Source organism: Neochlamydia sp. AcF84 (assembly GCF_011087585.1).
In the GTDB taxonomy this organism is placed as follows: Bacteria; Chlamydiota; Chlamydiia; order Chlamydiales; family Parachlamydiaceae; genus Neochlamydia.
The window spans coordinates 1-19,408 of sequence record NZ_VJOT01000023.1; the positions used below are offsets into that span (position 1 = coordinate 1).

14 protein-coding genes and 1 pseudogene are annotated in these 19,408 nt (G+C 38.0%); 9 read left to right on the forward strand and 6 right to left on the reverse strand.

Going from position 1 to position 19,408, the window contains the following annotated elements; all coding sequences use genetic code 11:
- Window positions 1-238: 238 nt before the first annotated feature.
- Window positions 239-1,408 (reverse strand): SAM-dependent methyltransferase, encoded by a 1,170-nt coding sequence (locus NEOC84_RS02130; RefSeq protein ID WP_166154851.1) that lies wholly within the window; start codon window positions 1,406-1,408, stop codon window positions 239-241.
- Between the two features lie 100 nt (window positions 1,409-1,508).
- On the opposite strand from NEOC84_RS02130, the gene NEOC84_RS02135 reads away from it, so the two are divergent.
- The 6 genes from NEOC84_RS02135 (at window position 1,509) to NEOC84_RS02160 (ending at window position 9,054) form a co-directional block, all read left to right on the forward strand.
- A complete protein-coding gene (locus tag NEOC84_RS02135) occupies window positions 1,509-2,201 on the forward strand; it encodes a CADD family putative folate metabolism protein (RefSeq protein WP_166154853.1) in 693 nt (230 codons plus the stop codon).
- A gap of 33 nt (window positions 2,202-2,234) precedes the next feature.
- Complete coding sequence (locus NEOC84_RS02140; protein WP_166154855.1) at window positions 2,235-3,266, forward strand: S49 family peptidase; 1,032 nt, start codon at window positions 2,235-2,237, stop codon at window positions 3,264-3,266.
- Between the two features lie 165 nt (window positions 3,267-3,431).
- The gene (gene polA / locus NEOC84_RS02145) at window positions 3,432-6,113 is read left to right on the forward strand and encodes a DNA polymerase I (RefSeq protein ID WP_166154857.1); all 2,682 of its coding nucleotides are present in this window, start codon (window positions 3,432-3,434) and stop codon (window positions 6,111-6,113) included.
- The gene (coaE, locus tag NEOC84_RS02150; RefSeq protein ID WP_166154859.1) at window positions 6,107-6,712 is read left to right on the forward strand and encodes a dephospho-CoA kinase; all 606 of its coding nucleotides are present in this window, start codon (window positions 6,107-6,109) and stop codon (window positions 6,710-6,712) included. The genes polA and coaE overlap by 7 nt, the downstream gene beginning before the upstream one ends.
- A gap of 21 nt (window positions 6,713-6,733) precedes the next feature.
- Complete coding sequence (gene rho, locus NEOC84_RS02155) at window positions 6,734-8,101, forward strand: transcription termination factor Rho (protein WP_166154861.1); 1,368 nt, start codon at window positions 6,734-6,736, stop codon at window positions 8,099-8,101.
- A 92-nt stretch (window positions 8,102-8,193) separates the two neighbouring features.
- Window positions 8,194-9,054, forward strand: a complete 861-nt coding sequence (locus tag NEOC84_RS02160; RefSeq protein ID WP_166154863.1) for a hypothetical protein — start codon at window positions 8,194-8,196, stop codon at window positions 9,052-9,054.
- A gap of 738 nt (window positions 9,055-9,792) precedes the next feature.
- On the opposite strand, the gene NEOC84_RS02165 is transcribed toward NEOC84_RS02160, so the two are convergent.
- A complete protein-coding gene (locus tag NEOC84_RS02165) occupies window positions 9,793-10,065 on the reverse strand; it encodes a hypothetical protein (RefSeq protein ID WP_166154865.1) in 273 nt (90 codons plus the stop codon).
- Window positions 10,066-10,851: 786 nt separating this feature from the next.
- Between NEOC84_RS02165 and NEOC84_RS02175 the strand changes: the two genes are divergently transcribed.
- Window positions 10,852-11,022, forward strand: a complete 171-nt coding sequence (locus NEOC84_RS02175; protein ID WP_166154869.1) for a hypothetical protein — start codon at window positions 10,852-10,854, stop codon at window positions 11,020-11,022.
- A 248-nt stretch (window positions 11,023-11,270) separates the two neighbouring features.
- Here the strand turns inward: NEOC84_RS02175 and NEOC84_RS02180 are convergent, their stop codons facing one another.
- Both NEOC84_RS02180 and NEOC84_RS02185 read right to left on the reverse strand, forming a co-directional pair.
- Entirely contained in the window at window positions 11,271-12,128 is an 858-nt protein-coding gene (locus NEOC84_RS02180) for an AMP nucleosidase (protein ID WP_166154877.1), read from the reverse strand.
- Between the two features lie 421 nt (window positions 12,129-12,549).
- Window positions 12,550-13,779 (reverse strand): MFS transporter, encoded by a 1,230-nt coding sequence (locus NEOC84_RS02185; RefSeq protein ID WP_166154871.1) that lies wholly within the window; start codon window positions 13,777-13,779, stop codon window positions 12,550-12,552.
- Window positions 13,780-14,019: 240 nt separating this feature from the next.
- Here NEOC84_RS02185 and NEOC84_RS02190 point away from each other — a divergent pair, with 240 nt between their 5' ends.
- Window positions 14,020-15,624 carry a peptide chain release factor 3 gene (locus NEOC84_RS02190; RefSeq protein ID WP_347566625.1) on the forward strand — a complete coding sequence of 535 codons (1,605 nt, stop codon included), beginning with the start codon at window positions 14,020-14,022 and terminating at the stop codon, window positions 15,622-15,624.
- A 196-nt stretch (window positions 15,625-15,820) separates the two neighbouring features.
- Here the strand turns inward: NEOC84_RS02190 and flgN are convergent, their stop codons facing one another.
- Window positions 15,821-16,333: a flagellar export chaperone FlgN gene (gene flgN, locus NEOC84_RS02195; RefSeq protein WP_166154873.1), complete on the reverse strand. Its 513-nt coding sequence runs from the start codon at window positions 16,331-16,333 to the stop codon at window positions 15,821-15,823.
- Between the two features lie 72 nt (window positions 16,334-16,405).
- Between flgN and mutY the strand changes: the two genes are divergently transcribed.
- The gene (gene mutY / locus NEOC84_RS02200) at window positions 16,406-17,455 is read left to right on the forward strand and encodes an A/G-specific adenine glycosylase (RefSeq protein ID WP_166154875.1); all 1,050 of its coding nucleotides are present in this window, start codon (window positions 16,406-16,408) and stop codon (window positions 17,453-17,455) included.
- Window positions 17,456-17,810: 355 nt separating this feature from the next.
- On the opposite strand, the pseudogene NEOC84_RS02205 reads toward mutY, so the two are convergent.
- Window positions 17,811-19,408 (reverse strand): annotated as a pseudogene (locus tag NEOC84_RS02205) (leucine-rich repeat domain-containing protein); the annotation flags it as partial.

Below are 19,408 nucleotides of genomic sequence, written 5' to 3' on the forward strand. Positions count from 1 at the left end.
GGCAATGTACCGCTTTAAAAGAAGCTTTGGAGGAGATTTTCGCTCTAGGAAGCTAGACTATCAGCGGGCAGAATTATATGCTAAATCTTTGGCGATGAACAAGATGACAGCACTTGGAATGCCCCAAGGACAATGGGTACTAACCTGATAAGCTTTTAAACAGACCAACTATTAGGTCATTTACGCAACAAGGCCTTATAATTATTTAAATTCAAAATAAATTAACATTAATTTATTATTAAAACATTAAATCCTGGATAAAACATTTTTCCAAAAAAGGTTTTATTTCTAAAGTATTTTTAAACTGATAGTATTGCTTTAAAAGCTCAGCATGCTGAGCTTTGCTGTTTGATTGCCGAATCGCACGAATTAATAGATTTTTGGGAGTGTGTTCCATGTCTATGAATTCGATAACTTGCGTCTTGTAGCCTAAAATTTCTAATAGCTTGGCGCGTGCTGCCTCAGTCACTAAAGCAGAAAAACGTTCTTTTAATATGCCATGGGATAAAAGAGGTTCTAAGCTTTCACATTGCACCTGTTTATATAACTCATGTTGGCAGCAAGGAACTACCATAATTACTTGCGCCTGCCAGCGCACGGCTTTTTCTAAAGCTGCATCGGTAGCTGTATCGCAAGCATGTAATGAGACCATTAAATCTATAGATTCATTTGCCGTATAAGCATTGATATCCCCTTGTATAAAACGCAGATGAGTAAATCCTAATTTATGGGCCAAATTTTGGCATTGGACTACAACATCAGCTTTTAAATCTAATCCTGTAATTTGCACCTTGTACTTGAGTTGAAAATGTAAATAATAATAAAGTGCAAAAGTTAGATAAGCTTTGCCACATCCAAAATCAACGATTTGCAAAGTTTTATCCTTAGCAAAATAAGGCACAATATCCTGGACCATTTCCAAAAAACGATTGATTTGACAAAATTTATCGCGTTTTCCCGGCAAAACTTTTCCCAAGTTAGAGATCACACCTAGTTCTTGCAAGAAAGGAATGAGTTCATTTTCCTTAAGAAGATAATTTTTGGAACGGTTGTGGGTGGGTAAAGGAGTAGCTTTTTTACTGGCAGGCTTATAAAGGACAGTGGCCTCGCCTTTTTTACTAATAAGTATTTGATAATCTTTAGAGGCGGTACAAAAAAGAGCTTGCTTATAATATTTTAAAGCCTCAAGAATTTTTTCTGTTCCTTCTTCTACCGAATAATTTTTATGGATAACCTTTTGATTTTGCTGATGGCTGAATTGCAATCTCCAATTATTTTTAATAGAAACAGGGCGAATGGTAATTTTCTGAGAAAAATTTTTATCTCGCGGAGAACTTAATATGGCCTGTAAAAAGCTATTTTCTTGCAAAAGCTCTTGAATTAAAGAATGTATTTTGTCTAGCTGCATAATGGCTTAAATAATAAAGAATTTAGAATTTGAAAATAAGTCTTTTGTTTGCTTAAATTGTTTTTTTTATTACTCTGCTCTGTTAAATGAGAGGGTTTCCATGACACAAGAATTTTTAGAGAAAATTGATCATCAAATTCAAGATAAACATTTGCTTAATCATCCTTTTTATCAAGCATGGAGCCGAGGAGAGCTATCTAAAGAGTGCTTGGTAGAATATGCTAAAGAATATTATCATCATGTAAAAGCATTTCCTCGTTACCTTTCCGCTCTTCATTCACAGACAGAAGATGCCGACACAAGGCGCCATCTTCTTAATAATTTAATTGAAGAGGAAGCAGGTTTACCTAACCATCCGGATTTGTGGAGGTGCTTTACGCAGCAATTAGGTGCCAGCTCTGAAGAAATAGAGGCCCATCATCCCTCTCCAAGTATGCAAGCAATAATTCATACATTTATGAAAAGCTGCAAAAACTCTAGCACCGCCGAAGGAATTGCTTGTTTGTATGCTTATGAGAGCCAAATACCCTCTATATGCCTTTCAAAAATTAAAGGTTTAAAAGAACATTACGGCATGCAAGAACCCGGCCATTGGAAATATTTTTCAGTACACATAGAAGCTGATAAAGAACATGCTGCTGTAGAAAGGAAGCTACTGGGAAACTATGCAAATAAAAGTAATGAAGCTTTAATCGCCACCTCTGTCGAGCGTACTCTACTTGTTCTATGGGATTTTTTATCTAGTTTATGCACACGCTACCAGCTGGCTTGTTCAACAAGTAAATCCCTTTAAAATTTGAATAAAAATATTAACAGGAAAAGTTTAATGAAAGATTCTATCATTCAATCAGCACTACGTGCCTTTCTAATTGCTTTATGTACCGTAATAGGAGGCTGCCTAGCCATTTTACTGATCATTTTTGGCATGAGTGCTTTTAATACCTCTACCTCTACCGAACCTATAAAGGATTATAACGTTGAAGTTTTAGCTAACGCTGAAGGAAAAAGAGAAACGCTCTCTAATCAACCTGTCATTTTAAAAATTAATATTAACGGGATTGTGGGCTTAGATAAATTAGATCAACATCATATTAGTCAAATGTTAATTCAATCACGTGAAGGTATCCTTAAGAACAATCTGGTTAAAGGCATCTTACTGCACATACAAACACCAGGTGGGACGGTAACTGATGCGGATGGTATCTATCGGGCTCTTAAAGCTTACAAACATCAATATAATGTTCCTATCTATGCATTTGTGGATGGCATGTGCGCCTCAGGAGGTATGTATATTGCAGCAGCTGCAGATAGGGTTCTTGCAACTGATACGAGCATTATCGGTAGCATTGGCGTAATAGCTCCTTCCGTCCTCAATATTTCGCAACTTCTTGAGAAGCTAGGAATTCACTCCTTAACTCTTTATGCTGGTAAGGGTAAAGATGGCTTAAATCCTTTACGGCCATGGCATGCGGGTGAAGAAGACAATTATAAAGAACTTATCGATTACTATTACAACGAATTTGTAAATATCATGACCACTAACCGCCCCCAGTTGGATAAAGCCAAACTAATTCAGGAGTATGGAGCCAAAATTTTTCCTGCTCAGCAAGCTAAGGAATTAGGCTATATCGATGAAAGCGGCGTAACTTTAAACGAAGCTATCTCCCAGCTTGCTAAGCAAATGAGTATTGAAGCTCAGAACTATCGTGTAGTTCAAATGCAAAAAGAGACATGGATTAGCGAAATTTTTAAAACGCAATTAAAAGCTTGGAATGGTCCTATAAAACATGAATTGCAAATTTCACCTGCCTATGATCCTAAATTATTAGGCCAATTTCAATATATGTTTCGTCCTTAAAGCCCTTATACCTAAGTAATTTAAGTGGCCATTTGCTTCAGATAAAATTTAAATGCAAAATTAATTGGATGTTAAGGAATCTCCTTTCCTTCACTTAAAGTTTGCATTTAAATTCAAAACTCCTCTCATCTAAAATAGTAGTTAAAGGTCTTAAAAAGGTTTGTGATGAATGACATTTATATCATTGATGCATCGGGCTATATCTATCGTTCTTATTTTGCTATTCGAAATATTACAAATCACCAAGGAGAATCCACTAATGCCTTATTTGGCTTTATTCGTTCGGTCTCAAAGCTAATTATTGATTTTAAGCCTTATCATTTAGTAGCCGTATTTGATGGCCCTCGCAGCATCAATGCACGAGCCAGTATCTATGCAGACTATAAAGCCCATCGGCCAGATATGCCTCCTGACCTTCTTTATCAAATCCAATGGGCAAGAGAATACTGTGCGCTACGAGGCATCCCTATTTTAAATATTCCGGAAGTAGAGGCTGATGATACAATGGGCAGTATTGCAGTATGGGCCTCTCAACAACAACAAGCCAAGGCCTATATTTGCACAAGCGATAAAGATATGTGCCAGCTAGTAAATGATCAAGTCTTTATCCTTAATACTTTTAAAGATAATCTAATCATGGGAGCCAAAGAAATTGAAGCAACTTATGGAGTGCCTCCTCATAAAATTATTGATTTTTTAGCTATAACAGGTGATGCCTCTGATAATATTCCGGGCCTTTCAGGATTTGGCCCCAAAACTGCCTCAGCACTTTTACAGCAATTTGGCTCGTTGGAATACATCCTGGCCCACCCAGAAGAAATTCCCGGTAAAAAAAAACAAGAAATCATCATTCAAGAAGCTGAAAAAGCTCTTCTTAGCAAGCAACTTGTTACAGTTAACACACATGTAAATATCCCTCGCGAAGAGAGCTTCTATCGCTTGATTTCCTGCCAGAAAGAGCAGCTAAAAAGCTTTTACATCAGTAAAAACTTTAACTCTTTGCTTAAAGAATTAGAAAAAGAAATACCCTCCTCGAACCCTCTTGGATTAAGTGCAAGCGAAGAACAAGTATCCTATCAGTGCGTAGATGATGAAGAGAGCTTAAGCGCTCTTGTAGATGAACTCATGCTTCAAAAAGAAATCTGCTTTGACACAGAAACGACATCGATACATGCCTTAAAAGCCGAACTGGTAGGCATAGGTCTATGTTACCAACCTTTACAAGCATGGTATGTGCCTGTCAATGGTCAACTGGGCCTTGAAAAAGTAATTCAGACTTTAAAACCTCTTTTTGAAAATTCTTCTATTGGCTTTTATGGCCACAATGTTAAATACGACCTTCATGTATTGAGCCTTTACGGCATTCAAGTGGCCAACATAACCTTTGATACTATCTTGGCCTCTTATTTGCTTAACTCGCACAGGCGCCAACATTCTCTTGACACCCTTTCTTTAGAATATTTTGGTAAGGTGAAGATAGCCATCCATTCATTAATCGGGAAAGGCAAAAAAGCAATCTCCATGCGTGAAGTGCCGATTGAACAAGTCTTTGCCTATTGCTGTGAAGATGTAGATTTCACATGCCGTCTTAAGAAAGTATTGAAAAAGCAGCTGCAGAAAAGAAAATTATATTCTTTATTAGATAATATTGAGCTACCCCTTCTTAAAGTTTTGCTAAAGATGGAACGTCTAGGAATATATTTAGACAAAGAATTTTTAAAGAATCTTTCCATAAAGGTTACTGCGCAAATTAGGGTGCTTGAAAAAGAAATTTATTTAATGGCAGGAGAGGAATTTAATTTAAACTCTCCTAAGCAAATGAGCGATATTCTTTTTAACAAGCTAGGCATACAGCCTCCCAAAAAGACTGCCACAGGCAATTCTACCAGTGCCGAAGTTTTAGAATTTCTTCAACATCAATACCCTATTGCTAGTAAATTGATGGAATATCGCATGCTAGAAAAGCTGCGCTCCACCTATGTAGAAACTCTACCCTTAGAAGTTAACCCTAAAACTCATCGCATCCATTGTACCTTTAATCAATCTGTAGCTGCTACAGGCAGGCTATCCTGCCAAGATCCTAACCTGCAAAATATTCCTGTGCGCACCGAGTGGGGCATTCAAATAAGGCAAGCATTCCGACCTGAAAAATCAGGGTGGAGCTTCTTGGCTGCAGATTATTCGCAGATTGAACTGCGTCTTCTTGCTCATTTAAGTGAAGATCCTACCCTTCTAGAAGCTTTCCAAAGCAATCAAGATATTCATCTAAGAACCGCTGCAGCAATTTTTAATGTCCCCCTGGAACAAGTGACAAAAGAGATGAGATATCAAGCTAAAACAGTAAATTTTGGAGTCATTTACGGCCAAGGCCCTTTTGGGCTTTCCCAAACATTAGGGATTGATGTCAAAGATGCTAAGCTTTTTATTGAGATGTATTTTAAACAATATAGCAAGGTTAAAGAATACCTAGAATCCGTTAAAGAATCGGTACGTAAATTAGGAAAAGCAGTCACTCTTACGGGCCGCGAAAGACTTATTCCAGAAATTAATAGTAAAAACATGCAGATCCGGGCAGCAGCAGAACGGCTTGCTGTCAATGCACCTATCCAAGGTACCGCAGCCGATCTGATCAAACTAGCTATGATACAAATTAATGAAAGACTTCACAAAGAAAGAAAATTAGGCTACATGGTTATACAAATTCATGATGAATTAATTTTTGAGCTTCCTGATTTTGAAATTCTCTCTATAGAACCCATGGTGCGGGAGATCATGCAAAATGTTTTTAAATTAAAAGTTCCTTTGATTGTAGATATCAGTATTGGCAAAAATTGGAAAGAATGTTAGCATTGTCTAAAGTTGCCGTAACGGGCGGTCTTTCGTGTGGCAAGACATCAGTCTGTCATTTCTTTAAGAGGTTTGGCGCTTACGTGGTAAGTGCAGACGATATTGTGCACCGACTGCTTTCCCCTACCACGAATCTCGGTCAGCGCGTTATTCTACTAATTGGCAGCGATATAGTCATAAATAATCAAATCGATCGTTCTAAAATTTCACAAAAGGTATTCAAACAACCCTTATTACTTAAATCTCTTGAAAACATCCTGCATCCTGCAGTTCAAGATGAAATTAAGAAACACTATGATTTAGCTAATCAACAAGAAAACAGAAAAAAATTATTTGTAGCTGAAATTCCCTTGCTTTTTGAAGTTAGGCTAGAGAATTTCTATGATACGGTGATTAGTGTCGTAGCTGATTTAGACAAAAGTAAAAAGCGTTTTCAAAAAGCTACAGGAAAAAGTATTGAAGAATATGAAAAGCGCTCAGCAAGGCAGCTGTCTATCGATGAAAAAGCTCATAGGGCTGATTATGTTATTGTCAACGATAGCAACCTATACGATTTAGAAATTGAAACAAAAAAGTTAATGAACATTTTAACCCATTAAATTTAGGAGTCTGATTCTTAAATGGATCCAGAAAACACTCATTCAGAGACGCACTACTCTACCTTTGAAGAGGGCGAAGAGAATCAACAAGAGCACCCATCTATCAACACGACAGCTATTGTTCCCCCCGGCGAAACAATTAAAATCGCTGAAATTCAGCGCATGAATATCGACCAATTAAACGCGTTCAGTAAAAAAATTGGCCTTAAACACCTAGGATCTCTTACTAAATCTCAAATGGTTTTTGAAATCGTCAAGGCGCTCTCAGAAAATCCTGCCGAGATTTTGTATGGTGAAGGCGTATTAGAAATTTTGCCTGACGGATTTGGCTTTCTGCGATCCCCCAACTATAATTATTTACCTTCTGCAGAAGATATCTACGTTTCTCCAGCGCAGATTAGACGTTTTGATTTAAAAAAGGGTGATACCCTTTCTGGGACTATTCGGCCTCCTAAAGACAAAGAAAAATACTTTGCTCTTCTCAAAGTAGATAAAATCAATGGAAAAACTCCAGAAAAAGCTCGCGAGCGCATTCTTTTTGAGAATTTAACAGCTCTGTATCCAAGCAAACGCATGGTCATGGAAACAACAAAAGATAAGCTATCCACGCGTGTGTTGGATCTTGCAGCTCCTATAGGTAAAGGCCAGCGTGGGCTAATTGTAGCCCCCCCTCGTACAGGTAAGACGATTATTCTTCAAAATATTGCTAATGCTATAGCTATTAATAATCCGGAAGTCATTGTTATCGTCCTCATGATCGGCGAAAGACCTGAGGAAGTAACAGACATGCAGAGAATTGTTAAGGGAGAAGTTGTTTCTTCAACTTTTGATGAGCCCCCTGAAAGACACGTGCAAGTAGCAGAAATGGTTATCGAAAAAGCAAGGAGATTAGTTGAGCATGGCAATGACGTCGTTGTTCTGCTAGACTCTATCACAAGACTCGCCCGTGCCTATAATACTATAGAACCTCATTCCGGGAAAATTTTGACAGGTGGTGTAGATGCTAATGCTTTACATAAACCTAAACGTTTCTTTGGCGCCGCAAGGAATATCGAGCAGGGAGGTTCACTGACAATTATTGCCACCGCATTAATTGATACAGGATCCCGTATGGATGAGGTTATTTTTGAAGAATTTAAAGGTACAGGCAATATGGAGCTAGTGCTTGATCGACGTTTAGCTGAGCGACGTATTTATCCAGCGATTGATATTATTAAGAGTGGAACTCGTAAGGAAGAGCTTCTTTACCATCCTAACGAATTAGAAAAGGTTTATTTACTACGACAAGCCGTTGCTGATCTAGCACCCAACGATGCGATGAATCTAGTGTTAGGCCGCCTGAAAAAAACTAATAGCAATGTGGAATTTTTATTATCTATGAAAGAATAAGTGATTTAAGCTACTTGTTTATTTAATTAATTTAGGTAAGCAAAAATATCTTTATTTTTTAAGTCGAACACATACAGAAAATAGGATGCAACATGCGCAAAATTCAACTCCTCGTCATTTCTTTAATCCTTCTAGGTGGAGGATGGTGGCTCTGGTCTAATAAGGGAGATGTAAAAAATATAGTGACTCGCTATGTAGAAAATGGTGAATTTCAAACACTAGAGGCGCGCTATACTCCCCAACAAATTATGGACGCTCATTCTCGAGAGCTTTTAGGGGATACTAGTTATCAATATAAAGAACCCCAGTATAAATATCATCCTTACTTACTGATGGAAGTTAAATTTACAGCCGATAAAAAAACACGCGAAGGTGTAATTTTATGGAGCTTAACAGATGGAGAAATGGTTCTAAATACCGAGACATGGGAAAGGACTCATGGTTTTGAAGATGCTATTAATGCACAAGCCACACGTGAAGAATTTAAAATACTTAACGCTTTAGCCAAATTTAATGGCATTCGCACTAAAGAAGATTTGCTAGCAGATTTACAACTAGAAGCGGATGTAGTAAATCCATGGATTGAAAGTGCTATCCAAAAGCAGTTAATCACACGTAAAGGTAACCTTTTGCAACTGCATTTTGAAAACCCTAAAATTCTTGTGACTCCTCAAACAAAGTTTAATAGAATGTTGGTTTCTAAACCTTACAACTATTCTCAACGTGTTTCTGAAAAGTATACCCCTTCTCAAATCGAAAGGGTTGCTAAATGTGCTTTTGGCCATGATTTCAGCATTCGTCACATCACTGAAGTATATCTACCTGTGTATGCCATCCAGGTGGAAAATCCCGATGGTTCGCTTACCATCACCCATTGGAATGCTGTAACCGGCCAGATGATAAACCCTAAGTACTTTAAAAATGGCCAAGAAAAAATTAAACCAGCCGGGTAACAGCAGCAGGCGCACTCTTTGAAAATATACCTGGCCTGTTGGATCGTTAAGAAACAATCTAAACAACGCGAAATATTTTTATAGTTTTTGCCTGATCAATAAGATATTTAGGTTTATTACAGCCCCTTCATGAGAGAGGATCGCATTTGCTTATCACCTCAAATTCTATCCTCTCTTTTTAAGCAGCCTTTCAATAAAAATAGATTGAATGGTTAGCTGCTAATCTAGACTTTCTACCCGCCCCGGAAATTTAGAAGCCTAGCGAGACTGGCAATTCTCAATTCTTGCTAATGTTTTTACTCGCCTTGCCTCACCTTATCACATTAAGCAAAGCCTAAATTTTTTATTTCTATTTCTCTATGATCAGCTATGATGTTGGATAGTTGAGAGAGCCGATTATACTTTTTAAAGAAACTATGTCTAAATAACCAAAAAAGAAATTAACCTTTTTCCAGGCTAACTCTACCAGTAAAAACAAGCTTTTTATCAATAATATGATTACATAAAAAGTTGCTCGAAAGTGTATTACATTTTCATTGGTAACTCTTTTTCTTAAGAAGATTTAATTAGCTTTTTTCTCCCTATAGCTAGAGGGTTTTCTTAATCTTTTTCTTAAGCCTTTGTGCTTGGATACGTAGCTCTTTTAATCTTGACAGCCTTAAGATCTGTTAACACTTTTGTTTGCAGCTTCATCTAACGGGAGATTTTTTTAAGTTTTTTTTAAATCGACTATAAGGCTTAAGATCTAGCACTGGGTTTAACTCCCATATCTTCCCAAAAATCGTCCATGGATTTGTAAACCATTCCGCCACCCTCATCAAGTTCTTTCATAGCTGCAAGGGTCTCCTTGTTGGGCGTACGAGGAAAATCCTTTCTAAGATAAGAAAGCACTAATTCACTAAGATTCAAATGAGCCTTAGCGGCTAAAATTTTGATGTACGCCCTTTCATCAGGGGTACACTCTATAGTCATTTTGACTTTATCATGATTGGTATGAGAATGAGCACCCATATACACCTCCTGGGTTACCCCCTTATTTTGCCCTTTCCTCAGCCTTCTTGTAAACGCAATACACTCAGGAAATCCTAACAAATAAAGACCCCTCATAAAGGCGAATGAGATCCATAGATGGCCACCTTACCTCTTACTGAACACAGGTATGTTCCCCATTTTTCGCTCTACTTTCCCCTTTTCATCTCCCTCTATTTGGTTACTTTGCCGGAGAAAAGGCTAGTTTGTTAATGGACTCAGTGTAGATGAGCTACTTTACCTTCCTTAGCAAAATTATAATTTGGAATTCTAAAAGCCCATCGAGTAAAATATTTTTTTAAATCTAAATAATGAGATTAAGAGATAGGCAAATAGATATGCAAAACGCTGACTATTCAAGATGGATAGCTTAGTAGATATGAGAAGATAGGGTGAGTTGGCTTTATGGATCAGGCAGCAGGCCACAAGGCAAAGAATAAGCATTTAACATATAGACGAGCTGTTAAATGCACAATTTTAAATGAATTGAACTTTGTAAGCCGCGCTCTTTACCTATATTCTGAATATTTTAAAGACAACCCGCTAGATCATTTATTAGGCAGGCACCTGCTCCCTGGCCAGATTGGCAAGAATGTTTTTAATTAGAACACTTGATAAGATATTTGGAATAGGAGTGATTAAGCTTTTTACTAGGATAACTTTGCAAACGATTAAAGTGCTTGGCATCCAAATAAAAACCTACATTTAGGGGCGACAAGTTTTCATCCAGAGGAAAGCAAGGAGAGTTATTTAGCATAAGAGAGAATCATGCATTCGTCTAGCCTAAGATTAACAGTCGCCATCTTAAGAATAGATTTCAAGCAAGCTGCCTTGCAGGTTATCAGCTTCAAAAAAGAAAATATCTCTTTATACATACATGCTGCCAATGGCATTAACAGCGATAAAACAGCTTCTACTATTAGCAAACACCCCTACTAAGAAGCTTTAGCCAGGCAAAAGAGAATTGCTATACAGTAATAGACAATACTCTTTGTATACGCCGGACATCTTACAGACGCCTTAAAAAAAGCACAGAGCTTATTTGCCATGCCTATGCCCATGCAGATTACTATCATATTAATAAAACAAAATATTTATAGATTATTTTAATTGCTAAAAGATCTTAATAATCGATAGTCCCTAACACCCTACCCTGCCTTGCAGGTGTAGTTTAAAGCATTTATTAACTAAACTTCAGAGATGGCTATCTTAGGTGACTCAAAGCGGCGCCTTGCTCCTCGAAAAACACCTTTGGCTTGATGATTTAAGGTCGCATCCAGTTCAAGCATAATTTTCACGCCTTTATCTACATGATCGATCGTATAATCTTGATAAACTTTTTCGGAGCTTTGTTTAGTTTTCACTCCATCTTTACCTAAAGGCAGATCGGAAATAAGCAGAAGCGCCCCAAGGGGAAGCTTATGGTAATAGCTAGCCATAAAAAGGGTGGCACATTCCATTTCTATCGCTTGTGGACGTGTTTTTTCTAAACGGCTTTTAAAGTTTTCGTTAAACTCCCAAAAACGCTTGTTCGTAGTATGGGTAATGCCAATGTGATAAGTGGAATTTTGTTGATCAAGAACATTACTTACACATTTTTGTACAAGAAAATTAGCCATCGAAGGCACCTCTTGCGGAAAATAAAAATCCGAGGTGCCTTCTCCTCTTATACCTGCCACCGGCACGAAGTAATCTCCAATCTTATGATGCTTTCTCAAGCCTCCACACATACCTAGTAGCAAAGCGGCACGAATAGGCAAAAAAGCACAAAGATCGATGATAAGAGCTGCTGCTGCAGACCCTATTTTGAAATCCAAGATACTTACTTTTTCCTCTGGGGAGTGAGCTACAGAAAACATAGATCCCTCTAGGATAGGTAGATTCCGATCATTGGCAAATTGCCTAACATAGCGAGGGAAATTAGTAAGCAGCAGATAAGGTTGAAAATCTTGCACGGTCGAGCCTGAATAACGCTCTAAAGTATCTGTAGCAATCTTTTCTTCCAAGGGATTTACATTGAAGTTATAAGTGCAATCTTCTTCCATTAAATTTACCTTATTTATTAGTGTCATTTCTCAACTTCTACCGCCTAGAAGTTGCGCATAAAAGGCCAAGGAGCAATTTTTCAGCTACTTAAAAAAAAGAATAGCAACCATTTAAAAGAGGCTTAAAAAAAAACAATCTAGTCCAGGTCCCATCCTTTTCTCAAGCCTTCTTTCTCTATATTTCTTAGAGAAAGGAAGGAATAGGGCCTTGGGCAAATTATTTACCGGCCTTTTTCTTTTTTAAAATCTTTTTGGTTTCTCATCCTCTTCTTCGATAAAAAATGCATTTATCATGGTTGGAAAAAAAGTGCTACCTTTTTATACAAAAAGAATATTAATCTTCTCTTAAATTTTTAATCCACAACCTATGAGGGAAACTCATTATCTTGCGAATATAAGAGGGAAATATCTCCCTATTTTTCTAAGTAGGTTTTGACAAAAGCTCCTTTTCTACATATTTCTTGCTACTGTATATCGCACACCCTGTTCCGCAAAGGCAAAAAAACCCTCCTACTATCAAGGGTAAATAGGAATTAGCAATAAATCCTAGATAACCCCCTAAAAAAGGTCCTACACATCCTCTAAGACCCACCAGCACTACATTGATGCCTGTAAAGGCTGCACTGTTTTCTTTCCGAGCAAACTTAGGCCCTGATAGATTCCAACACATCTCGCTGCCTGCCTGCATAGTTCCATAGACAAAATAAGCCACGTACACCCATATCCAATGTAAGCTAGCTGTTATCAAGAATATAGGGAATAAAGTAGCTAAAAAACAAATCAAAAAAGTTAAAATATAAATGTTTATCTTATTAAAAAATGACGCCCATATACGGGTAGTCAACGCAAAGCCTATCCCTTTGCAAACAGAGATAGCAATGACTAATTCAGTGTAGGAAAGGTGTAGCACTTCTAACGTAAAAACAGGTAACGCTGGCTGCATAATCATAAGCCCTAGCCCTCCACACATAAAGATCAGTTGAAAGTGGGCAAAATCTGGGCGTGCTCTCATTAGCTTTATAAAATTTCTCCATGGCTGCACCAGGGTATCTTTTAAATTCTGTTTATCATTTAGATGAGGAGGCTCCTCTTTAGGCAGGGGGATAGTAACCAATAAAAAATTGCTCAATAAACTTATCGCTGCTGCTATAAAAAATCCCCAGCGCCAAATGCCAGGACTATTATCCATCCATCGTGAGATAAATAAAGGAAAAAAAAGGCTGGTTAAATAATTAATTGAAGAGCCCACGGAAAAGATTTTACTTCTTGCTTCGGTATGAATTTTAATTTTTAGGATTTCCATCCATGCAGGTATAATGGCTCGGCTGGCCATCATATAAACAGCGAAAGCGAAGATATAAAACCAATTATTATCGATAAAGGGGAAGAAAAAACAGGGCAGAAGCCCTATCATACTCGCACATCCTATACTCTTCTTCAATAAGTCATGCCTTTTTTCTACGAAAGAGTTCCAATAGAATGAAGCAATAGCTACTACAGGCTTAGAACTAATGAGCAAGGTGATCTGTAAAGGCGAGGCATGCAAATCTTTATAAAAGATAAAGACTAGCAAAGTATACATCGCCCACAAGGGGGCGTTTAAGAGGTGGCTCCCTATAAAGACATAACGTGTGTTTTGGCAAACTTTCATAGCAAAAAATTGTATAAATTATTTTCTGAAAATACAATAAAAAACAGGGAAGGCTTTTAATAATTTAAGCCTCTAGCAGCACAATCCTTTATTAAATTTTTTAATTAAAAAAAAAGCTGTAGCTTCTCTAACATCTACCAAGCTAATTTATCGTAACTTCCTCCTTTAAGATGTTTGGGTTATATTACCTAAATATGTTACACTACTATTCATTTTAAACTAAACAATTACTGGAAAGATGTGAGCCCCTTAGAAAATAAAGTAGACCTGCAAGCTGAGATTTTTAAACGCCGGACATTTGCCATTATCAGCCATCCTGATGCTGGCAAAACTACCCTGACAGAAAAGCTATTGCTTTATTCCGGTATGCTTCACACCGCAGGAATTGTACGAGGGCGTAAAGGACGCAAAGCTGCCGCTTCCGATTGGATGGCTATGGAACAAGAACGAGGGATTTCTATTACCTCCTCGGCCATGCAGTTTCCTTACAAAGAGACATTGATTAATATTTTAGATACTCCTGGTCACGAAGATTTTTCTGAAGACACTTATAGAACTCTCACAGCTGCTGACTGTGCTATCATGGTCATTGATGCTGCTAAAGGGGTTGAAAAACAAACGCGTAAGCTTTTCGAAGTGTGCCGACTTCGCAAAATTCCAGTTTTGACCTTTATTAATAAAATGGACATGCCTGGACGCGATCCCCTCGACCTTATGAATGAAGTAGAGAATGTGCTAGGTATTCAATCTACAGCTTTTAATTGGCCGATTGGCTGCGGAGCTTCTTTTAAGGGCGTATACGATCGATTGGAAAAGCAGGTGCTTCTTTTTGCAAAAACCTCGGTAGGTGGCGCACAAAAAGCTGAAATTGCTCGTTATCCTCTTAACAGCCCTGAAATTATTCTGCTCATGGGAGAAGAAGCCCACCATAGTTTAATGCAAGAGCTAGAATTATTAGAAATGGCTGGTAACCCTTTTGATTATAAGCATTTCTTAGCAGGTAACGTGACTCCCGTATTTTTTGCATCGGCTTTAACCAATTTTGGTGTTGAACCTTTCTTTGATGCCTTTATCCATCTTGCCCCGCCTCCCCAGCCTCGCCTAGTTAACTTAAACAATGGAGAAGAAAAAACGCTCGACCCTGTGGAAGCACCGTTCAGTGCCTATGTTTTTAAAATACAAGCTAACATGGATAAAAAACATCGTGATAGCATGGCTTTTTTAAGGATTTGCTCGGGTAAATTTGAACGCGACATGCTTGTTAAGCATCATCGTACGGCTAAAGAAGTGCGCCTTTCGCGCCCTCATGGCATGCTAGCTGGAGAACGTACCATTGTGGATACGGGCTATGCTGGCGATGTAATCGGTGTAATTAACCCAGGTGTATTTTCCGTAGGCGATACCATTTCGACTAGAGGAGGTTTCAACTTCAAACCCATTCCGCATTTTCAACCCGAAATTTTTGCGCATGTTTCTCCCAAAGATGTGGGCAAGCGTAAATCCTTTGATAAAGGTGTTTACCAATTAACAGAAGAAGGAGCCATACAGCTGCTTAAACCTTACGAATATGGCGCTGAGCTAATCTTTGCTGCTGTGGGGCAGCTCCAGTTCGAAGTGATGCAATACCGCTTAAAGGATGAATATGGTGTCGACACAGCGGTCTCTTCCTTACCCTACAAATGCAGTGCTTGGCTACTGGGTGACATTAAAACTTTTCAAAAACCTAGTAACAGCTTAATCGTCCAAGACCGTTACAATCGGCCGATTGCTTTATTTACTGAGCCATGGGAAAAGCAGTATGCTGTTAAACAAAATCTTGAGCATCAGCTGGTAGATATCCTTTGATAAAAAGCTTTTTTTAAAGTTTTCATTAACTTTTTTGCTAAAACACCTAACTTTTATCGGTGTTAAAAGCGTAACAGGCATAACTTTGCTTAACCCTGTCTTCTCAACCTTCAAAAGCTAAGCTTTATTACAATAAACTTTAAATGAACTAACTTATGGATTGTTTCTTAAAAAATTAAAGACCTATCTAAAAGCTTTAATTTTCCTCGGCTGCTCTTTCTATTGTTTGAAGAATCTGCTTAGGGAGACCAGAAATCTTTTGAGGCTTAACCCTAGCGGCTAGTCGAGGTTTGTATTGATGGGAATAATTTTCAGGATCAGACTCATTTTGCTGATTGCCTAAAAGTAGTTTATTATAGGTATTTTGCTTTTCCATCTGCTCGGAAAGAGCTAAAATTTGATCCCGCAGAGTTAACAGCTCAATGTTATCAGCGCCTGCCAAGCGAGCCAAATTTTTTAGCCTCTCTTGATCGCTTTCAAAATCAGCATGCTCGGGATGAAGGTCTTTTAACTTATTGATTTCCTGCACCATTGCACCTCTGAAAGCTTGCATAGAATTTAGAAGGGGCTCTCTACTATTCATGATCACTTGAAAAGCTGGAGCATTTTGCGCCATAATAGCATACTGCTCTTCTTCCATATTGGCTAGCAACTCACGCAAAACATTTACGAGAGCGCTCATGGCCATTTTTAATGCTTCGTCTATCATCTTTACCTCATTAAGCTCATCACGTATAATATCATTTTTTCTATTGGAAAAATGCATATTTTATTAGGTTTTATGTATTCAATTGATTTTAAAAGACTTAAAGAATGGTTCTTATCTGAGAAACGCTCTCTTCCTTGGCGTCATCAGCCATCTCCTTATGCTGTCTGGGTATCGGAAGTCATGTTGCAGCAAACACAAGTCTCCGTAGTTATTCCTTACTTTCATCGATGGATGCAGCGCTTTCCCTCTATAGCTTCCCTTGCTGAAGCAGACCTTGATGAGGTCATCAAATTATGGGAAGGCTTAGGATATTATTCTAGAGCAAGAAGCTTACATCAAGCTGCTCAATATGTTGTAACCCATCATCAGGGGCAACTGCCTTCTAATGAAGAGGAATTAAAAAAAATAAAAGGATTAGGCCCTTATACCGTGGGGGCCATCTTAAGTTTTGCTTTTCGCCAACGTGCTGCAGCTGTTGATGGCAATGTGATTCGCGTCTTATCCCGTTATTTTGAAATTAAAGAGGATTTTGCTAAAAATAAAGCCGTGAATAATTTACGTAAAATTGCTCTAGAAATCCTTCCTGAGGATGAGGCTTGGATTCAAAATGAAGCTCTCATTGAACTTGGGGCAACGGTATGTAAGAAAAAGCCTAAATGTATGGAATGTCCTTTAAGATCTAGCTGTAAGGGCTATAGAAATGGTACAGCTCAGCAATTACCCTTTAAATCCACCAAAGTGGAAACAAGCTATCTCTATCGTGCGGTCCCTATCATTATATTTGGAGATAAATTACTTGTCAAACGAGGACAGAAAGGTAAAATCATGTCTGATTTGCATGAATTTCCTTATTTTGAAACCTCTCCTTTGGGCTGGAGCTATCAGCGCCTTCAGGAAGAGATATTTTTGCAATGGTCTTTAGAAACTCAATATATAAAAGAGCTTCCGCAAGTTAATCACTCTTTTACAAGATATCAAGCTAGTTTAAAGCCCGTACTTTTTCAATCTTCGTATGAAAGGCCTATTAGGGATCATACCTGGCTCACTCATGAAACGCTGATGCAGCTGGCCTTTTCCTCAGGTCATCGTCGTATCTTCATGGACCTAAATTTGAAAGTATGACTTTAATGTTAATCAAGCGAGCTTTTAATCAATAAGCTAGCTTATTTAATAGAAAAAAATGGGTTACTTAGATACAAGCAACAAAGAAGCTTTTACCCGATCACATTATCTAGCCTAAAATACACCTTTTTCACCCACATTTTATTCACTCCTATCTTCTATACAGACAAACTATTCTTTTTTACCTTCACTATCCAATCTTAATCTGCGGGCTCCAAGCCTCGGCAATCTCTTAATACCCCCTATATATCCATAGAATTGAGAAGAGAAAGAAGAGCAGCATGCTTAGCCTCCACTATTAAGGATAGTTAAACAAAATGTGAGAAGGCATTTTTCTTCTAAAAAAGCAAAGCCTCTACAGTTGAAAATGCTGCCTAATCTTCTCAGGGATAGTTTTAAAAGGATTTCCCGTTAAATTTAACTCATATAAAGATGGAGATAGCTTTTCTATCTCAACAGGAAGGGAGTTGAGCTGGTTATGGTCTAAATGAAGCCATTTTAGCTTGGGAAGATCTCCTATATTAGGGGGAAGGCAGATAAGAAGGTTGCGGCTTAAATAAAGTTCTTCCAACTGATTCAGTTGATCGATTTCCGCAGGTAGGGAGACAAGCTTATTTTGACTTAAGCAAAGCTCTTCTAGCTGTGTTAGTAGCCATAGCTGCGCAGGAAGAATAGCAAAATAGTTTTGGCTCAAGTTAAGACCATATAATTGAGCCAACTGGCCTATCTCTGTAGGCAGGGAGGTTAGCTGATTTCGGCTTAAGTTAAGCGTCCTCAATCGAGCTAATTGCCCTATTTCTCCAGGAAGAGACTTAAGCTGATTTTTGCTTAGATCAAGCCGCTGTAGCTGAGTCAATTGGCCTATTTCTATAGGAAGGACATCCAATCTATTATGATTTAAGCATAGCCATTCGAGCCTAAAAAGCTTTCCTATCTCTAAAGGAAAAGAGTTCAGCTGGTTTTGACTTACATCAAGCTTTTGCAAACGAGATAGCTGAGCTATTTCTTTAGGCAAAGAAGTGAGAGAGTTTTGGCTTAAATAAAATGCTTCTAAATGAGTGAGCTGCCCTATCTCGGCAGGAAGGCTTTTAAGACAATTTTGGCTTAAGTTAAAATCTTTTAGCAAAAACAGCTGGCCTATTTCCGAGGGAAGGGAATTAAGCTGGTTTAAGCTTAAATAAAGGTTTACCAATTTAAAAAGCTTTCCTATCTCTGGAGGGAGCCTACTGAGTTGGTTGTCACTTAAATCAAGCGTCCGAAGATGACAAAGCTGACCTATTTCTTCTGGTATAAAGATAAGGCGATTACGGCTTAAATAAAACCCCTCCAGCTGGGTCAATTGTCCTATTTCTTTAGGAAGAAAGGTCAGCTGATTGTAGCTTAAATTAAGAGAAGCAAGAGCAGGAAACATGCCTATTTCGGGGGGCAAATAAGTCAAACCTAAGCCGGATAAATCTAATAGCCTAACATTTTGGCAACTGTTAGCAAGCCATTGACTGAAAAGATTACCTTTTTCTTCTAAAGATAATGAATTAATTTCTTCTTGTGCTAAGTATTCCTTTCCCCCAGGAATTTTTTTCCAGATGAGCAGGCGATTAATGTTTAAGAGATAGGAGGAATAGTTAGCGAGGGTTAAATATCTTTTTTCTTCCGTTTTATTTTTAAATTCTAAAGGAGAAAGAGATTTAGCTAAGGTAAAAACTTGCTTAAAGATTCGATAAACTTTCTCTGAAGTCGCCCGTTTAGAGTCTAATTGATAGATCTTGTCCAAAAGGCGAGTTTGTAGCTTTTCATTTCCATTGATGCCATGAATAGCAGCTATTTTTTTGTAAAGGGAGGGCAAGATTTCTATAGCTAACAGCTCTTGCCATCTTTTACAAACGCTAAATAAAGGAGGTGTGACACACTCCTTTAAGATAGGAAGCAGCAATTCATTAGGTAGGTGATCGATAG